Origin of the sequence: Paracoccus denitrificans (assembly GCF_900100045.1) — a bacterium.
Lineage (GTDB): Bacteria > Pseudomonadota > Alphaproteobacteria > Rhodobacterales > Rhodobacteraceae > Paracoccus > Paracoccus denitrificans.
Genome location: NZ_FNEA01000036.1, coordinates 19140 through 36624 on the forward strand (window position 1 = coordinate 19140; position 17485 = coordinate 36624).

At 63.6% G+C, this 17485-nt stretch carries 20 protein-coding genes; 8 read left to right on the plus strand and 12 right to left on the minus strand.

The window, feature by feature from the left end; genetic code table 11:
- Positions 1-15 precede the first annotated feature (15 nt).
- The 3 genes from BLT64_RS22265 to BLT64_RS22275 all read left to right on the plus strand — a co-directional run bounded on the left by BLT64_RS22265 (position 16) and on the right by BLT64_RS22275 (position 1937).
- Positions 16-441 carry a (R)-mandelonitrile lyase gene (locus BLT64_RS22265; protein WP_011749483.1) on the plus strand — a complete coding sequence of 142 codons (426 nt, stop codon included), beginning with the start codon at positions 16-18 and terminating at the stop codon, positions 439-441.
- 119 nt (positions 442-560) lie between these two features.
- Positions 561-1490, plus strand: a complete 930-nt coding sequence (locus BLT64_RS22270) for an NAD(P)-dependent oxidoreductase (RefSeq protein WP_011749482.1) — start codon at positions 561-563, stop codon at positions 1488-1490.
- A 72-nt stretch (positions 1491-1562) separates the two neighbouring features.
- Positions 1563-1937, plus strand: coding sequence for a carboxymuconolactone decarboxylase family protein (locus tag BLT64_RS22275; RefSeq protein WP_011749481.1), 375 nt, complete (start codon positions 1563-1565; stop codon positions 1935-1937).
- 130 nt (positions 1938-2067) lie between these two features.
- Here BLT64_RS22275 and BLT64_RS26615 read toward each other — a convergent pair whose 3' ends face one another.
- Genes BLT64_RS26615 through BLT64_RS22295 form a run of 5 tightly spaced genes read right to left on the minus strand, consistent with a single transcriptional unit; the run spans position 2068 to position 6823 of the window.
- Complete coding sequence (locus BLT64_RS26615) at positions 2068-2298, minus strand: hypothetical protein (protein WP_128493038.1); 231 nt, start codon at positions 2296-2298, stop codon at positions 2068-2070.
- Positions 2299-2319: 21 nt separating this feature from the next.
- The gene (locus tag BLT64_RS22280) at positions 2320-3123 is read right to left on the minus strand and encodes an enoyl-CoA hydratase-related protein (protein ID WP_011749479.1); all 804 of its coding nucleotides are present in this window, start codon (positions 3121-3123) and stop codon (positions 2320-2322) included.
- 10 nt (positions 3124-3133) lie between these two features.
- Positions 3134-4177: an NAD(P)-dependent alcohol dehydrogenase gene (locus BLT64_RS22285; RefSeq protein ID WP_011749478.1), complete on the minus strand. Its 1044-nt coding sequence runs from the start codon at positions 4175-4177 to the stop codon at positions 3134-3136.
- 10 nt (positions 4178-4187) lie between these two features.
- Positions 4188-5621, minus strand: coding sequence for an aldehyde dehydrogenase family protein (locus tag BLT64_RS22290; protein WP_011749477.1), 1434 nt, complete (start codon positions 5619-5621; stop codon positions 4188-4190).
- 20 nt (positions 5622-5641) lie between these two features.
- Complete coding sequence (locus BLT64_RS22295; protein ID WP_011749476.1) at positions 5642-6823, minus strand: iron-containing alcohol dehydrogenase family protein; 1182 nt, start codon at positions 6821-6823, stop codon at positions 5642-5644.
- A 409-nt stretch (positions 6824-7232) separates the two neighbouring features.
- On the opposite strand from BLT64_RS22295, the gene BLT64_RS22300 reads away from it, so the two are divergent.
- The 5 genes from BLT64_RS22300 to BLT64_RS22320 all read left to right on the plus strand — a co-directional run bounded on the left by BLT64_RS22300 (position 7233) and on the right by BLT64_RS22320 (position 12049).
- On the plus strand, positions 7233-8246 hold the full coding sequence (locus tag BLT64_RS22300) for a TRAP transporter substrate-binding protein (protein WP_011749475.1): 1014 nt from the start codon (positions 7233-7235) through the stop codon (positions 8244-8246).
- Positions 8243-8794, plus strand: a complete 552-nt coding sequence (locus tag BLT64_RS22305) for a TRAP transporter small permease (protein ID WP_011749474.1) — start codon at positions 8243-8245, stop codon at positions 8792-8794. Before BLT64_RS22300 ends, BLT64_RS22305 begins: the two co-directional genes overlap by 4 nt.
- A 12-nt stretch (positions 8795-8806) precedes the next feature.
- Positions 8807-10090 carry a TRAP transporter large permease gene (locus BLT64_RS22310; RefSeq protein WP_011749473.1) on the plus strand — a complete coding sequence of 428 codons (1284 nt, stop codon included), beginning with the start codon at positions 8807-8809 and terminating at the stop codon, positions 10088-10090.
- A 250-nt stretch (positions 10091-10340) separates the two neighbouring features.
- Positions 10341-11072 (plus strand): FadR/GntR family transcriptional regulator, encoded by a 732-nt coding sequence (locus BLT64_RS22315; protein ID WP_128493037.1) that lies wholly within the window; start codon positions 10341-10343, stop codon positions 11070-11072.
- 32 nt (positions 11073-11104) lie between these two features.
- A complete protein-coding gene (locus BLT64_RS22320; RefSeq protein ID WP_011749471.1) occupies positions 11105-12049 on the plus strand; it encodes a LysR family transcriptional regulator in 945 nt (314 codons plus the stop codon).
- A 1-nt stretch (position 12050) separates the two neighbouring features.
- Here BLT64_RS22320 and BLT64_RS22325 read toward each other — a convergent pair whose 3' ends face one another.
- The 7 genes from BLT64_RS22325 to trbJ form a co-directional block, all read right to left on the minus strand.
- Positions 12051-12302 carry a DUF2274 domain-containing protein gene (locus BLT64_RS22325; RefSeq protein ID WP_086000172.1) on the minus strand — a complete coding sequence of 84 codons (252 nt, stop codon included), beginning with the start codon at positions 12300-12302 and terminating at the stop codon, positions 12051-12053.
- A complete protein-coding gene (locus tag BLT64_RS22330; RefSeq protein WP_011749469.1) occupies positions 12302-13468 on the minus strand; it encodes a TraB/TrbI/VirB10 family type IV secretion system protein in 1167 nt (388 codons plus the stop codon). The genes BLT64_RS22325 and BLT64_RS22330 overlap by 1 nt, the downstream gene beginning before the upstream one ends.
- Positions 13468-14511: a P-type conjugative transfer protein TrbG gene (gene trbG, locus BLT64_RS22335; protein WP_011749468.1), complete on the minus strand. Its 1044-nt coding sequence runs from the start codon at positions 14509-14511 to the stop codon at positions 13468-13470. Before trbG ends, BLT64_RS22330 begins: the two co-directional genes overlap by 1 nt.
- Entirely contained in the window at positions 14508-15197 is a 690-nt protein-coding gene (gene trbF / locus BLT64_RS22340; protein WP_011749467.1) for a conjugal transfer protein TrbF, read from the minus strand. Before trbF ends, trbG begins: the two co-directional genes overlap by 4 nt.
- The gene (gene trbL / locus BLT64_RS22345) at positions 15194-16516 is read right to left on the minus strand and encodes a P-type conjugative transfer protein TrbL (protein WP_011749466.1); all 1323 of its coding nucleotides are present in this window, start codon (positions 16514-16516) and stop codon (positions 15194-15196) included. The genes trbF and trbL overlap by 4 nt, the downstream gene beginning before the upstream one ends.
- A 7-nt stretch (positions 16517-16523) precedes the next feature.
- Positions 16524-16811 carry a putative entry exclusion protein TrbK-alt gene (gene trbK-alt, locus BLT64_RS22350; protein ID WP_011746501.1) on the minus strand — a complete coding sequence of 96 codons (288 nt, stop codon included), beginning with the start codon at positions 16809-16811 and terminating at the stop codon, positions 16524-16526.
- A 20-nt stretch (positions 16812-16831) separates the two neighbouring features.
- A partial coding sequence (trbJ, locus tag BLT64_RS22355) for a P-type conjugative transfer protein TrbJ (protein WP_074810636.1) occupies positions 16832-17485 on the minus strand: 654 nt, incomplete at its 5' end.

The window sequence follows — 17485 nt, forward strand, 5'->3', positions numbered from 1 at the left end:
TCCAGGATTGCTGACATGCGCATCACAAAAGCAGGCACACAACCGTCGCAACCTGCTCCGGCAGAATATTTCACCGGGACAGTCCGCGTCGATCCGGTCTTTGCCACCGACGCACCGGCGCGCGGAAAAGGCGCCAACGTCACATTCGAGCCAGGGGCGCGCACTCATTGGCATCGACACCCGTTGGGCCAAACCTTGATCGTCATACAGGGCAAGGGTCTCGTGCAAAGCTGGGGCGGCCCGGTCGAGACGGTGACCGCTGGCGATTGTATCTGGTTCGCGCCGGACGAAAAACATTGGCACAGTGCGGCTCCTGACACCGCGATGTCGCATCTGGCCATCGCCGGGGTCCTGGACGGCAACAGCGTGGAATGGCTGGAACCGGTCGGAGATGACATCTATTTCGCCACGAAGAGAAAACAATATAAATCATCTATATGATTTGACAAAAACTTGCCGTCCTACTAGTCTTGCCCTGCGTCGGCGACCGATCGGAACAGCATTGTGGCCCATTTTTGGCCGGCGCTCTCAGACAGGCAAATCCACTAGGAGGACAGGAAATGAAAGTCGGCTTCATCGGCTTGGGAAGAATGGGGCGCGGCATGGCCTTGAATCTTCAGAAGGCCGGTCACGATATGGTCGTCAACGATCTGTCGGTCGACAGCGCGCAGGAATTCCTGGATGCGGGGGCAAGCTGGGCCGGAACTCCGCGCGAGCTTGCACAGCAATGCGGGATCGTCTTCACCTCGCTGCCCACTCCCGCCGATGTCAAACGCGTCGGGCTTGGCCCCGACGGCCTTGTCGAAGGGCTGGCGCCGGATAGTGTCTGGGTCGATCTTTCGACCAACAGCGTGGACGTAGTACGCGAACTTTCCGGCTTTCTGGCGGAAAAAGGGGCATATTTCATAGACGCCCCGGTCAGCGGGGGCCCGGCGGGCGCGGCCAGCCGCAAGTTGGCGATCTGGTGCGGCGGCGACGAGGCGGTGTATCACCGCTGCAAGCCGTTTCTGGACGCCATGGCGGACCAACCGCGCTATATTGGCGCGATCGGCGGTGGCACCATCGCGAAGCTGGTCAACAACATGGCCAGCACTGCGATCATCTCGGTTCTGGCCGAAGTGTTGACGATGGGGGTGAAGGCCGGGCTTGAGCCAGGACCCCTATGGGAAGCTATCCGCACCGGCGCCGCCGGGCGGATGCGCATGTATGACAACATCGGTCGACGCTTCATGCAGGCAAAGTATGATCCGGCCAGCTTTGCCCTGCGGTTAGTCCACAAGGACGCCTCACTGGCGCTGCAAGTCGGCCGGGACTTCGGGGTTCCCATGCGGCTGTGCGGTCTGGTGGAAAGCGATATCCGCGAGGCGCTGAATCGCGGCTGGGGCGAACGTGACAGCCAGTCCTATCTTGCGCTTCAGCAGGAACGGGCGGGCGTGGAGCCGTTCCGCCTTTCCCCTGAAGAGGTGGATCGGATTCTTGCCGATCTCTGAACCGGCCGCTGCCCGCCGCCATCCGGCGGCGCGGCGGCAAAAGCAATACATGAAACCTGAAAAGGAAAGAAAATGGATAGAATCGAAGCCGGCCGACAGGTCCTCAGGGAATTGATGGGCGAGGCGTTCCTGGAAGCGCGCGACGCCACGCGCAACGATTTCAACGCGGCGGTTCAGGACTATGCCGACGATGTCTGTTTCGGCACGGTCTGGTCGCGCCCCGGGATCGACCGCAAAACCCGGTCGATCCTGAATATCGCGATGCTGACCGCGCTCGGCCGTCCCAACCAGTTGCGTTCGCATATCGAAGGCGCGATCAACAACGGCTGCACCAAGGACGAATTGCGCGAGATCCTGCTGCATACGGCCGTTTACGCCGGACTGCCCGCCGCCGTCGATGCGTTCCGGGTGGCCGAGGAAATCCTGCGCAAGAAAGAGATGCTCTGACACAGAGCACGGACCATGGTGATGCGGGCAATGAACGAAGCCGCCCGCGTCCCTGCCCTGTCACCGCCCGACCGTATCCGGAAAGATCCCGGACACCACCTCCGTTGCCGCTGAGCAATCGGTTTGACGTTCAAGTATTTCCAGCAGCGCTTTGCGATCTGGGGTCGGCGGTCCGCGGTTGCTGCCGCCGTCTGCTCAGCCCGACCGCACGCCCCGACAGGTCGGGAAAATCGACAATCGTGGCCGAAGGACGGACTTCCCGCAGCGCCAAGCGCGAAAGCAGACTGGTCATCGACCAGCCGCAATCGAAATCATCTGCACCACCGCACCCTTCGCCCGGCTCCTTGTGATGATGGGACATGGTTCCTCCTCCCATGAAAATTCAGCGTCCGACATAGGCAGGGGCGCGTTTCTCCAGCAGCGCGCTGACGGCTTCCTTCTGATCCGCGGTGTTCTGCACGATCGCCTGGTAGGAAGCCGCCAGTTCAAGCGCGGCCTCCAGGTCGATCTCGTTCGACCTCTTCAGCAGCCTTTTGTTCAGACGGATGCTGCGGGGAGGATGCGCCGCGATCGCGTGCGCAAGGTCCATGGCCTTGTCGAGCAGCGCCCCGGGTTCCACGACATGGGTAACCAAGCCGAAGGCCAGCGCTTCTTGCGCATCGAGGGTCGCGCAGGTCAGCGCCATTTCCAGCGCGCGCGGCAGACCGACTACGCGCGGCAGATACCATGCGCCACCGTCGCCGGAGACCAGCCCGACCCGCATGAAGCTTTCCGCGAATTTCGTATCGCTTGCGCCGACCCGGATGTCGCACATGCAGGCCAGATCGCAGCCGGCGCCAATGGCGCTGCCGTTCACGGCGGCGATGACCGGCACATCAAGCCGGTTGAACAGCCGCGGCAGGGCTTGAATGCCGTTGCGATAGCCCTCCTGCATCTCGTGCGGCGTACCCCGGAACATCGGGTCATTCCCGTCGCGCATGTCCTTGATGTTCCCCCCGGCGCAAAATCCCTTGCCGGCACCAGTCAGAACAACGCAACTGACCGTCTGATCCTCATCCGCCGCGACAAGCGCCCGGTGTAGGCCTGCGACCAGTTCGGGCGTCAGGGAGTTGCGGGTCGCCGGATCGTTGAGTGTAACCCGCAGGACGGCGCCTTCGCGTTCCGTGAGAATCTTCGCTTGGGCCATGTGACTCACCTCATTGCAACGTGTTGGTGTCGATGACGAAACGGAACTTCACGTCCCCGCGCAGTACACGCGCATAGGCCTCGTCAATCTGGTCGGCGCTGATGATCTCGACTTCGGCGCCGATGCCGTGAAGGGCGCAGAAATCCATCATCTCCTGCGTCTCGGCAATGCCGCCGCTGCGCGTGCCGGCAACCGAGCGCCGGTTGTTCAGCAGGTTGATTGCGTCGATCGAAAGCGGCTTCGCAGGCACGCCCGTATTCACGAAGGTGCCGTCCAGCGCGAGAAGCCCGGCATATTCGTCAAGATCGATATCGACCGGCACGGTCGAAATGATCAGGTCGATCCTGCCCGCGAGGTCGCGAAAGGTCCGGGGATCGGTGGCTAGGCGGAACTCGTTTGCGCCCAGGCGCATCGCATCGTCCCGCTTGTTTTCCGCGATGTCCAACACGATGACCTCGGCTCCCATGGCATGGGCAATCTGAACGCCCAGATGGCCCAGCCCGCCGAAGCCCAGGATCGCCACCCTCTTTCCTGGCCCGGCACCCCAGTGGCGCAACGGCGAATAGACAGTCACGCCGGCGCAGAACATCGGTGCCGCACGGTCCAACGGGATCGATTCCGGAATGCGGACGACATAGTTTTCATCCACGACGATCTTCTGGCTGTAACCGCCATAGGTCGGCTTACCGTCGCGGCCGACCGAATTGTAGGTCATGATGCGCTTGCCGGTGCAGTATTGTTCCTGCCCCGCCTTACAGGCAGGGCAGTTGCGGCAGGAATCGACCATGACGCCGACTCCGACCCTGTCGCCCACCTGATAGCGGCTCACATCGCTGCCGATCCCCGAGACGACACCGGCGATCTCGTGCCCGGGGACCAGCGGATAGGTCGTGCGACCGAACTCGTCATAGGCGTAATGGATATCGGTATGACAGATCCCAGCGAAGGCGATATCGATCATCACATCATGCGGACCCAGTTCGCGCCGCTCGATGATCATCGGCTCGAAGGGCGCATGGGCTGCGCAGGTGCAGCGGGCTTTGACCAGCGTCATCCTTGCCCTCTCAGCCAATGATTGACTGGTATTCGAGAAATTCCTCGATCCCGTAGCGGCCCCATTCGCGACCGATGCCGGAATGCTTGAAACCACCATGGGGCGCCCGCTTCTCGAGCGGCGTGCCGTTGATGCGGACGCGCCCGGTCCGGATGCGGCGGGCAATCGCGCGCGCGCGTTCCACATCCCTGCACCACAAACCGCCGGCCAGGCCATAGGCCGAGTCATTGGCGATCCTGACCGCATCATCCTCGCCGTCGAAGGGGATGATGACCACGACCGGACCGAAGATTTCCTCTTGCGCGATACGCATGGAATTATCGCCGGAAAAGACGGTGGGCTTGACGAAGAAGCCGCGATTCAGGCCCATGGGCGGCTCGGCGCCGCCGGTGATCATCCGCGCGCCTTGCCGCTGACCCAGATTGATATAGCCGCGGATACGTTCGCGCGCCGCCGCGGTCGCGACCGGGCCCAGTGTGGTGGCCGGGTCAAAGGGATCGCCGATGACGAAGGATTCTGCCTTGGCCTTGGCCGCTTCCTCTACCTTTGCAAGTAGCGTCCGGGGCACCAGAATGCGCGTCAGCCCGCCGCAGACCTGCCCAGCATTGCGGAACGCATCCTCGATTCCGACTGAAATCGCGTGGTCGATATCGGCATCCTCGAAAAGGATGTTCGCGGATTTGCCACCCAGTTCCAGATGGACACGCTTGATGTCCTGCGCCGCCACCTCCATCACCCGGCGCCCGGCTCGAACTGAACCGGTCAGCGAAACGATATCCACCGCCGGATGCGCGACGATGGCCTCGCCCACGACCGGACCTGTCCCCGAGACCAAATTGAAGACACCTGGCGGCAAGCCGGCCTCCTCGCAAATCTCGGCGAAGATATAGGCGGTCATAGGAGCCACCTCGCTTGGCTTGACCACGACCGTGCATCCGGCCGCCATCGCGGCCCCGGCCTTCGAGATCACCGACCGCAGCGGCCCATTCCATGCAGTGATGGCGCCCACGACGCCACCCGCCACCCGGCGCACCACCGCCTTGCCCTCGGGAATATTCCAGTCCATCTCGGGCAGGATCTCGGCCATCAGGTCAAGCTCTCCCACGGCACCCTGCGTCTGGAAGACGCGTGCGGCGGCCGCAGGCTGGCCGACTTCGCTAACGCCGGTGAAGGTCAGCTCTTCGGCCCGTGCCTCCGTCAGCCTCGCAAACTTGCGCAGCATGTCGGCGCGTTGCTCGATCGTGGTTTCCGACCAGCCAGGAAAGGCGGTAGCGGCGGCCTCGACCGCAGGCGCCACATCCCCTGCTGTCCCCTCGGGAACGACAGCGAAAACCTCTTCCGTCGTCGGGTTGATCACTTCGATTTCGCCAGTTGCCTGGGCAGGGATCCATTTCCCGCCCACAAAATTATGGGTCTTTTTCACTTCGGCCTCCTCTGCCGTCATGCGTTGCGCCCTGGACAGCGTTACCAAAGCGTCGTCATCACTCGTTCGACCTCGGTCGCGTCGCGAACCGGGCGGGGATTCCCGCGCAGGAACCAGTCCTCGGTCACCAATTGTGCCAGCTCAGGCCGTGCCTCTGCCGGAACGCCCAGTTCGCCAAGCGTGCGCGGCACCCCCAGAGCATCGAACAGCGCCACCAGATGCCGGCCGATCGCGAGGGCGCTTTCACGCGCACTGCCTGCCCTCGCCAAGCCCAGCGCCCGTTCGACCTTGTGCAGGTCGCTGGCCGCTGCATCGGCGTTGAATTCAATGACGCTGGGCAGAACCACGGCGTTGACGATACCGTTTTCGACATGGTGCCGGACACCGATGGCATGGCCCAGCGCCGTCGTCAGCCCGCCATTGGTGCTGTCCGTGGCGCGTCCGCACAGAATAGCCGCAAAGATCAAATCGGCCCGCGCCTGCCCCGCCTCTGGCCCGTTAAGCTGGGCAAGCCCGTCGGCGGCGAGTCGCAAGGCGTGCGTCAGTTGTGCGTCGGCAAGAGGATCGCCCTTTGTGGCGATCAGGCCTTCGACCGCCATGCAAAGCGTGTTGAGTCCAGCCGAGACGAAGACCTGTTTCGGAACGGGGGCCAGCAGCGCCGGGTGGACATAGACGGCCTGGCTGCGCGTCTTGGGATCGAACAGCGCCCGCCGCTTGTCCGCCACCTCGTCATAGATGGCGCTGCCCGCCTTGACGATTGCGGTGGTCGGCGTCGTCGGGATCACGAATTGCGGCAGCTTGGGCGCCATCAGTCGAGGGCTGATCATGCGACCCTCGGCTGTGACCGAGGTCGCAAGCGCCGCGACATCCTCGCCCTCAGCCAGCAGGATGCTGGCGGCACGGGCGGTCACAATGGCTGAGCCGCCACCGACCGCGATGACCGCATCGGCACCGGCATCACGCAGGAAACGGCTGGTCTCGATGACCTGGGGAACGGGGCTGTGGGGGCGTGCGCCGGGATGGATACCAGCCAGACGCGGGCCGAGCGCTTCACGCAGCAGTTCCAGTTCCGAGCCAGACTTCGCCAAGCTGCGTCCACAAACAACGACCGCACGGCTAAGCCCCGCGCGATCCATGTCTTTAATAAGATTCCCGTGTACGTCCCAACCAAACGAAACCCTGAGCGCAGGCTCGTCGTGCAGGAACGATCCTTTTACTTTCAAAATTTCCCCCTCCCTCGATCAGCACAGCCATCGCCACGCACATTGTCTGGACAACTTGCCATTTGTTCGTCATTATGAACATTTGATCGTAATTGCGACCATTGATGCCCGCTCGTGGGCTATCTGTCAAGTAAAAGCCTCGAAGCTCCCGCGTCTCATGTGCGGAAGCGTCCTCAAAGATCAAAGAGTAAGCCAAACCCAAGGACAAAAATGATTTAAATGATTGACAGTGAATAGGGTGGATCACATACTGCACGAAAGATGGCTGGAGGCCATGAATATGAAGTATGGATTGCGATCCGGAGACTGACCGCATGCGAAATCTTCAATTGCAAACAACCCTCTAACCTCATGTCAGCGTCAGCACCGACGGAAGCGATGAGGGATGAAAGAGTTCAGGGAGGACAACATGAACTTCATCAAGTGGACCGGCTTGATAGCAGCGACAGCAGCCGGCCTAGCAGGCGGTTCCGCATATGCGGAATCGTTCAACGTAGCGCATGGCTACCCGCCGACTCATCCGGTCGTTGCACAGGGTATCGTTCCCTGGATGGCCTGCGTCGAAGAAAAGACCGGAAATGCCATTACTTTCATCCATTTCCCGTCCGGCCAGATCACCAGCCACAACGCTGCCATCGATTCGGTGAACTCAGGTGTCACGGACATCGCGGCGATCATCACCGGCTACGTGTCGTCCCAGATGCCACTGAATGGCATACCGCTGCTGCCCGACATGGGCACCGAGGCCGTGGATATGGTCGCGGCATATCGCAAAGCCGGCGATGCGGGTGCGGCGATCGCGCAGGAATTCACGGCCAACAAGCTTCACCCGCTGCTTTTCAACCTTCAACCCGCCTATCAGGTCATGTCCTCGGGCGCACCGGCGGATACGCTGGCCAAGTTCAGCGGCCTGAAGGCGCGCGTCAGCGCCGGGTCGCCCAGCCTGATGGCCACCGCGCTGGGGGCGATTCCCGTCGAGATGAGCACGAGCGACATGTATATCGCCATGCAGCGAGGCACGGTGGATGCAGCATTTATCGCAATGGCCAGCGGCAAGACCTATGGCCTGCCCGAACTCGTCAAATCGGTGAGCACCAACGGATCCTTTGGCAGCGGCGCCGCGGTGCTTTCGATCAACCTCGACAAGTACAATGCCCTCAGCGACGAGTTCAAAGCAGCTTTCGACGATTGCGGCCGGCAAGTCGAGGTGGATCTCGCACTTTACATGGATAAGGAAAACGTCGCGTTGCAGACAGAATTCGCCGAATCGGGAATCACCCTGTTCGAGTTCGCGCCAGAGGAGCTGGAGGCGATTTCGTCCAAGCTTTCCGTCGTGGCGGACGACTACATCAAGCGCCTGGAGGATCGAGGCATAGCGGCGCGCGAGACCTTTGACGCCTATCGCGAAGGCCTAGCCCAGTGATCGGGACCGAGGCTGGCGAGCAGAACGCAATCTATCGAAGCGTCGATCGGGTCGTGTCCGTTCTGGAAAACATCTGCGCCATCCTGGCGGGCATCATCCTGCTCTTCATGATGGTCATCGTCTCACTCGACGCGATCTTCCGCTACCTGTTTCATGCACCGATCGCCTTCCAATACACCTTGACGGAAGACTACCTCATGGTAGCAGTCGTTAGCTTGGCTCTGTCCTGGGGGTTCCGGACCGGTGGCTTCATCCGCATAACCGGGATCACCAACATGCTGCCCGGCTGGATGCAGGCATTCGTCTTCCGCCTCGGTCTCGTCCTAGGCTTTCTTTACGTGTTTGCCTTGGCCTGGACCAGCGGAGGGGCGTTCCAGAAGGTCTGGACCACGGGCGAAGTGCGGATCGGGGTGATAGACTGGCCGGTCTATCTTTCATGGATTTGGGTTCCGCTCGGATGCGGCCTGCTGGCGATCCGGGTTCTGCTGACAGCTTTCGCTCCTGCTGCCGAGATTTGCGCCGATCCCCACGCAGAATCAGAAATATAAGGAAGCCCTGACATGGCGGCTACATTCGGACTTGGCGTCCTGGTTCTTCTTCTGCTGATCGCATTGGCCGTCCCCATCGGCTTTGCACTCGGTCTGGGGGGCGTACTTTCCCTTGGTATGCTGGTGCCCACCGGCACGATCGAGGCCCTCATGTCCAAGGTCGTCCGCGACACATCTGCGAGCTACGTGTTCCTGACCATCCCCATGTTTGTACTGATGGCGGAATTCCTTTCCGTGGGGCGAGTGGCGGAGGATCTATTCCTTTCCTGCAACCGAGTCCTGCGCAAGATCCGCGGTGGCATGGCGATGGCCGTTATCGTGGCCGGCGCGATCCATGCGGCGGTGACGGGCTCCAGCACCGCCTCGGCGGCCAGCCTCTCGCGCGCCTCCTATCCCGCGATGCGGCGGGCAGGCTATGATCCGGGCTTTGCCGTGGGAACGGCAGCCATCGCCGGCACGCTTGCGGTGATGATCCCACCCTCAACGGCCTTCATCCTCTACAGCCTGATGACGGACACATCGGTCGGCAAGCTCTTCATCGCCGGGATCATTCCGGGAGCCATCACCGCAGTCGGTTACATCGTGACTATCTCGCTGGTGCTGAAGTATCGTCCCCATCTCGGTCCCAAGCCGGGCGCCGAGGTGGAGGCAGCCAAACACCGCACCAGCGGTCGTGTCTGGCCGGTCGTGCTTTTGATCGCGGTCGTCGTCGGCGCCCTCTATGCCGGCATCGCCACCCCAACCGAGGTCGCGGCCATCGGCGCTGCGGGAGCGTTGCTCGTCTCGCTATCGACCAAGAGGATGACCAGGCATGGTTTCCTGGATGCCGTCGGCACGACGCTGCGCATCACCACGATGATTATCACGATCATCTTTGGTGCCCACCTCTTCGGCTATTTCATTTCGTTCTCGCAAATAACGACGATGATGCTGCAATGGATCGCCGACAGCGGTATTTCGCCCACCATGGTCATGCTGCTTGTGGTCTTCGTGTACTTGCTGCTTGGCATGGTCATGGATCAGGCCGCAATCATCATCCTGACCGCGCCGATTTCGACTGCGCTGATGGTGGGGCTTGGCTATGATCCCATCTGGTGGGGGGTGATCATCATCAAGACTGCCGAGATCGGCCTCGTGTCGCCGCCGCTCGGTTTGGTGACCTTCGTTGTCTCGGCCACCAGCAAGGTCGATCTGCGACGCAGCTTCATCGGGGTATTGCCCTACCTCGTGATGGAGATCATCATTCTGACACTGCTGCTTGCGTTCCCGCAGCTTTCGTTGGTTCTCACGGGGTAGCTCCCTCGCCTCCTCGCGGTTCCGCAGCCTGCGGGGAGGCAGCCGAAACCTTAATACTTGCCGTCTTTCGTAGGCATAGTTACTGGAGATAAGCCTCGGATCGGTCGTCGAGCACCTAGACACAATTCACCACGCTGCTCAATTGCCAGAGTTGGCAGCGGTTCCGGAAGCAAAAACTTCTCTGGTGCAAAGCACTGTCCCTTCGTCATTCCGGGATATGCCAGCGCCAACAAGATAGAAAGTGTATGAGATGGCGAAATCGAGCGACGAAATGCCAAGAAGCAAATCGGAGTACGTCGCGCAGCGGCTCTTGGATCGGATCATCACGGATAATTTAGCTTCCGGATCATATCTTGGCACCGAAGCTGAGCTGTTACAGCAATTCAATGTGAGCCGTCCGACTCTACGTGAAAGCCTGCGAATCCTCGAGACTCAGGGGGTCATTGAACTTCGGCCAGGACCTGGTGGCGGCATCATGATTACGCGGCCCGGCACCGATATTGTTGCTCATGGGCTTTCGGTCTATCTCAGGGTTCATGGTATTCCCGACACGACAATGCATAGGGCGTTGATCGCACTCCAACCAGCGCTTATCGCACAGGCGGCAGAAATGGGTTCCGCTGATGATTTCGATGCGCTTGACGCGGTGGTTGAGAAAATGAGATTGACAAGTGATCTCCGTGAGTTGCGTCAAGAGTTGCGTCATTTTTATCTGCTGATTGCCCGTGCCACTCAAAATCAGATACTGGATATATTCTGGTCCACTCTCGACAAACTGAGTGGTGGTCCCGCCTCCACACTCGAAGGCGAAAAAATCACAGCAGCCGGTCGGCAACGGATCGTTGCCTTGCACGGTGAAATGGTCAGCGCATGTCGCGCAAAGGATCCTTCGACAGCATCGGCGCTGTTGAATGCCCTGCTTAGCGCCCCATCACCGTCGCAGACACAAAGCCGACGGCGGCAGGCTCGGAGTGAAGCCTAGACTCCATCGGCGTGCCCTTAGGGGAGTTTGACATGACCAATTCACATAGGAACCGGGCAGGCGCCGGACGAAAAGATATTGTTATAGAACTCCGCCATCTCCGCTATGTCATCGCGGCGGTAGAACACGGCAGCTTCAGCGCGGCAGCGGGGGAATTGGGCGTGCGGGAATCCGCGATCAGCCGGCGCATCCGCGATCTCGAGGACGAAATCGGCGCGGCGCTTTTCATTCGCCACAAGCGCGGCGTGACATTGACGGATGCCGGCAAGAGATTCCTGCCGCATGCCCGCCGGGTATTCAGCGAACTCGACTTGGCGATCAAGGATGTCGGTGCGGCCGGCCGGGTCGAACACGGCGTGTTGCGGATCGGTATCTTCGCCTCGCTGGCTTCGGGCTTTCTCGCGGATCTTCTGCGCCGCTACAATGGCGATCATCCCGGTGTGCGATGCGTGATCGTGGAAGGCGTTCCAAGCGACCACATCGCCGCCGTGCGCCAGCATTGCATGGACGTTGCCTTCCTGACCGGCACCCCCGAAGCGGCAGAATGCGATGTGGAGGTTTTCTGGAAAGAACGGGTCTTTGTGGCGCTTCCGAAGGACGACGACCTGACGGTGCGGAAGCGGATCGCCTGGTCCGAATTGCGCGACAGGCATTTCGTCGTCAGCGAGGCCGGGCCGGGGCCGGAGATCCACGATTATCTGGTCCGGCATCTGTCTGAACTCGGCCATCATCCGAGTGTCGAACGCTGCCCGGTTTCGCGCGACACGCTGATGCAGCTCGTCGCCCTGGGCAACGGGTTGACGCTCACCAGCGAAGCGACAACCGGCGTGAACTTCCCCGGCGTGATCTTTCGGCCGCTCGCGACAGAGCCCCTGCCCTTCTGCGCGGTCTGGTCGCCGCGCAACGACAATCCGGCCCTGCGCCGGCTGCTCATCCTGGCACGCACCCTGTCGGCGCAAGCCAGCAAGGCGCAATGAATCAGTCGCCAAGTTGACGCCCAGCGCTCACGTTCCTCTGCGCCTTCGCGAAGCCGCGATCCGAGGCTAGAAACCGCTCCAGCATCGGCACGACGAGCTTCTGCGGCGGGACCGCCGCCCCCGTCCCGCCGGGTCCGATGCGGCCGAGCAGTTCGCCATAAAGCACGAGATCCCTGTGCAGGCTCGCCGGCAATTCGACAGCCAGCTTCACCGGCGTATCGTCCGCGAGCGGCCCCAGCTTCAGCTTCGTCATCATCTTTCTCCTGCGTTCTCGAAGACCAAGTCTCTGCCGACAAGAATCCTGACCGGGAATCCGGGCCGGATGGTCAGCGTGGGGGCGACCAGCAGCTGGCGCTGGACGATCTGCTGGCCGGCCTGGTCGACGGTATCCTGGGCGCCGTCGCGGATGGCGCGGACCAGCCGGTCGTCGTCGTCACCGGCGGTGAGTTCGGTGCCGACCGCCAGCAGCGTCGACAGCCCGGCCGCCTTTATCAGCTCTCCCCAATGGTAATCGACCCCGTCCTCGAGCCCGGCATAGCCGCTGGCATCGGCGCCCGGCAGGCGCTCCAGCACCAGCGAGCGGCCATCGGGAAAGATCAGCCTGTTCCAGACGAGCAGCACCCGGCGCTGGCCGAATGTGACACTGGCATCGTATTCGCCGATGACGCGGGTGCCCTGCGGGATCAGCAGGATCGAGCCGGTAGGGCTGTCGTAGACCGGCTGCGTCACCTGGGCGATGATCTGGCCGGGCAGATCGGAGCGGATGCCGGTGATCAGCGCCGCCGGGATCACCGATCCGGCCTGCAGCAGATAGGGTGAGGCAGGAGCTTCGACACGATCCGGGGCAACGGTGATGCGATCTGCGGCGCCGCCCAGGAACGCCGCATGCCGGTCCTGCGTGGCTGCGGCGCCGGGCTGTCCCATGGTGCCAAGCGCGCCTGGGGTCTGACCGGCTGGCCCTGCGCCCATGTCCGACCCGCCCGCAGACCGTGGCCCACCCTGAAAGAACACGCCGCTGAGCCTTGCCGCCTCTTCTTCCGCCAGCCGCTGCTGCTCCGCCGCATCCATGGCGGGTGCGGTGACGGTGGGCGTGCCGGGCGCGGGCACCGGCTCACCACGATTGCGCGCATTGAGGATCGGCTTGCCGAGATCCCCGGGCAGCGCCGGGCCGAGGACGGGACCGGCATAGTCGCGCGGCAGTTCCGCCAGCCCGTCGGCGGTGGCGCGGTTTTCGGTGGAGAACAGTTCCTCGCCGCCGCGCTCGACGTCGCGGGTTTGCAGGGCAAAGATCAGCGCCGCCCCGATGCCGAGTGCGGCGATCCCACCGAGGCCCGCCAGCACCTTGCGCGACAACCGGGTGACACGGGGCGGCTCTGCCCGCAGGCGCAGCGGCGCGGCGGCGGTGTCCCTGTCGCTCATCAGGACGATCCTTTCGTCGGCGCACGGGTCGGCTGGATGGCCGCCCGTGTCTGTTCCATACGGATAATCCTGACCACCTGCTGGCGTTTTCCCGAGCCGAGGCGCAGTTCGGCCACGCCGAAGAGCCGGTCCACGATCAGCACATTGCCGTGGACACGGCTGTTGACGATCTCGGGGGCGCCGTCCGGGCCGATGACAAAGAGGGGCGGCATCTCGCCCTGGGCGATGCCGGGCGGGAAGACCACATGGACCCGGCGGCCGTCGTCGAAGACCGAGACCGGGCGCCAGGGCGGGCTCGCGCCTAGGACCTGCAAGCCGTAGCGATGGTTGCGCGCAGCCTTCCCCGGAATCACCGGCGCGGCAGGAGCCGCGCGACGCTGTGCGGCCGCAGACGCGCTTTCCGGATAATGCCACGACACCGCCGGCATCCAGGTTTCTTCGTCGGCGCGCAATTCCAGCATGTAGCGGCGCCGGTCGGTGGCGATGACCAGATTGGTGCTGATCTCGGGCCGGGTCGGCTTGACCAGCACATGCACGCGGCGGGACGCGCCGCTGCCGCTCTCCGTATCGCCGATGATCCAGCGGGCGGTGTCGCCTGCGGCGATGGGACCGGTGCTGGTCAGGCGCTCGCCCGGCTCCAGCGCGATATCGGTGATCTGCCCCGGCGCCGCATAGATCTGATAGAGCGCGCCTTCGCTCCACGGATAGACCTGGATGGCGTTGTAATAGCCCTCCCGGCGCGGCTCCACCCGGGCGGCGAGGTTGGCGTTCGTAACCTGGCCTGCCGGGCTTTCCGCTGCATTCCCACCCTTCGCCGGGGTCCAGTCCGGCGGCACATGCAGCGGTTCCGGAGCCGGATCGGCAACGGCGGCGGGCGGCGATGGCAATGGCGGCACGTGGTCGTCATAGCTGAACTGTGGCGTTTTGGTCGTGGCGCAGCCGGCGAGTGTGGTCATCGCGAGTACCACGACAGGAAGGATTGCGGATTTGCTCAGCGATCCCGTCCTGTCGCCAACCAATCGTTCGAAGCGAATTGCGGTCATTGGCTCATCTCCCGCGACCATGAGATCGCATTGACGTAGATGCCGAGCGGATTGGCGCGCAGGGCCTCGGCGGTGCGGGGTGTCTGGATGCCGATAGTCAGGATCGCGGTCCAGCGTTCGGTCGTAGACAACTGGCCGTTCTCGTAGCGCTTTTCCGTCCAGGCGACCCGGAAGCTGTCCGGCGAGGCGCGGATGACCGAGGAGACCTCGACCGAGATCTGCCGCTCGCCCAGCTTCGAGAAGGGATCGTTGCCGCGGGCATGGTCGTTCAGCGCCGCGGCGCCGCGATCGGTGGTCCAGTCATAGGCCTGGAGCCAGTTCTGGCGCAGGATGACCGGATCGGCCGGGATAGACCGGACCTGCTCGATGAAACGGCCGAGATGCCAGGCGATCTGCGGATCGGTCGGGCGGTAATCCGCCGTGGCGGCGGCCACGGTCTGCGCCTGCCCCAGATCGTCGACCTGCACCACCCAAGGTACGACAGTGCCACGCGCCGATTGCCAGACCAGCGCCCCGGCAAAGCCGGCGGCCAGGAACAGGCAGGCGAAGGCCATCAGCCGCCAGTTCCTGGCCTGCACCCGGGCCGAGCCGATGCGCTCGTCCCAGACCTGCGCCGCCTTCTGATAGGGCGTCTCGGGTTCGGGTGTCTCGCCGTAATGGGTGGTCGAGCGTCTGAAGGGGTTCATGGCTTGTCGCTTTCGGAAAGGGAGACGGAGGCGCCGGGGCCGTGGCTGTCACTGGCGCGCACCGCATGGGCGGTGACGGTGGCGCCCCGGGCAAGGGACTGGCCGCGCAGGCGCTGCGCCCAGGCGGGCGCATTGCCGCTGGTTGGCGCCACACCGCCGACACCAGCGGCCGGGCCGCCGAGCGTTCCTTGCGTGGTCGATCCCCCGGTGCTGGTGAAGGCGGCTTTCACGCCGGCGTCGCGGCTGGCCTTGAGACTGGCCGCCGCCCGGCGCAGCGGGGTCATGGCGGCGATGCCGGCGCCTTTGCCGACACCGGCGGCCCCGGAGACGGCGCCGCCGATCCCGGACTGTCCGGCCGAGTTCAGCGTATAGGCGGCGGAGGCGGCCCCCGCCGTCGCGGCCCCGCCCCGCGCGGTGGCAGCGACGCCCTTGGCGCCGAGCACCGCAGCGCCGCCGGCGGCCAGTGCCGCGCCGCCCACGGCCAGTCCTGTCCCCGCAACGGCCCCGGCGCCAAGCTGCGGACCGCCGGAAACCAAGCCGGTGGCGATACCGGGCCCGAAGATACCGAGGCCCAAGAGCGACAGCGCCGCGAGTACGATGGCCATGGCGTCGTCCACGGTCGGCGCGACACCGCCGAAGCCGGTGGTGAACTGCGAAAACAAGGTGCTGCCGATGCCGATGATGACGGCTAGCACGAGAACCTTGATACCGCTGGAGACGACATTGCCCAGCACGCGCTCGGCCATGAAGGCGGTCTTGCCGAAAAGCCCGAAGGGGATCAGCACGAAGCCCGCGAGCGTGGTCAGCTTGAACTCGATCAGGGTGACGAAGAGCTGCACGGCGAGGATGAAGAAGGCGAGGATCACCAGCGCCCAGGCGAAGAACAGGCAGAGGATCTGGATCAGGTTCTCGAACACCGCGACCCAGCCCATCAGGTCGGAGATGGATTCCAGGAGCGGCCGTCCGGCATCGAGCCCGGTCTGGGCGACGCGGCCGGGGCGCATGAGATCGGCGGCGGTGAAGCCGGTGCCGGAGGCCATGAGCCCGAGACCGGCGAAACTGTCGAAGACGATGCGCGCGAGACTGTTCCAGTTGGTGATCAGCCAGGCGAAGACGCCGACGAAGATGGTCTTCTTCACCAGCCGGGCCAGAATATCGTCCTCGGCGCCCCAGGCCCAGAACAGGGCGGCCAGCGTCACGTCGATGACGATCAGCGTGGTGGCGATGAAGGCGACCTCGCCGCCCAGAAGACCGAAGCCGCTGTCGATATAGCTGGTGAAGACCGCCAGGAAATTGTCGATGACGCCGGATCCGCCCATGTTCCTGCTATTCCTCGCTGCTCGAGGTTGCGGCCGATTGCGCCGGCGTCCGGCCGAGAAACCGGTCGCGGGTCTCGGCCCAGATGCGCAGGCACTCGGCATCTTCCGCCGCAGCCGCGCCCATCCGCTGGCAGCGGCGCTGCCCCTCGCGCAGCGGATCTTCCGGCTGCGATTGACTCTGCCGACCGGGCAGGGGCGGCAGATCGCCGGCCCGTTCCATGCGGATCAGCGTCACGGTCATGACGATCGCCAGGAACAGGATGGCAATGAGCCGGACCATCGCCTTGCCCTCCATGATGGTGCCTCCTCGGGCTTTCAGTCGTTGAACATCCGGGCATTGCCGGGCTGGTAGCCGGCGCCGGGTGTCAGAAACCGTTCGCGCTGGATGCGGCCCTGTTCGGCCGCCGCCGAGCGCTCGGCCTCGCTCAGTGCCTCGGCCCGGCCGGTGGCGGCGAGGAGCGCGGTGAGGTCGGACAGTTGCTGCGATTGCAGGGCCAGCAACTGGTTGCCGGCCTGGCTGGCCTGCAAGGCGCCGTCAGCATTCTGGCTCTGCTCGACCAGCGCGGCCATCTCGGCCCGCTGCGCCTCGATGTTGTTGGTGACGCCGGACTGGACGCGCATGGCGTCCTGAAGCCCGCCCATGGTGTTGCTCCAGCGCGTCCGGGCATCGGCCAGCAGTTGCTGCTCGGATGTCGAGAGATCCGGCGTGCCGTATTCCCGCTCGAAAGCCTGATCGACCTCCTGCACCTCGAAGGCGATGTTCTGGGCCTCGTCGAGCAACTGCTGGGTGCGGGTGACGTTCTGCTGCAATTGCTGCAGCGAGCTATGCGGCAGGCTGGCGAGATCGCGGGCCTGGTTGATCAGCATCTGCGCCTCGTTCTGCAGCGAGGCGATCTGGTTGTTGATCTGCTCCAGCGACCTGGCGGCGGTCAGCAGGTTCTCGGCATGGTTGGTCGGGTCGTAGACGAT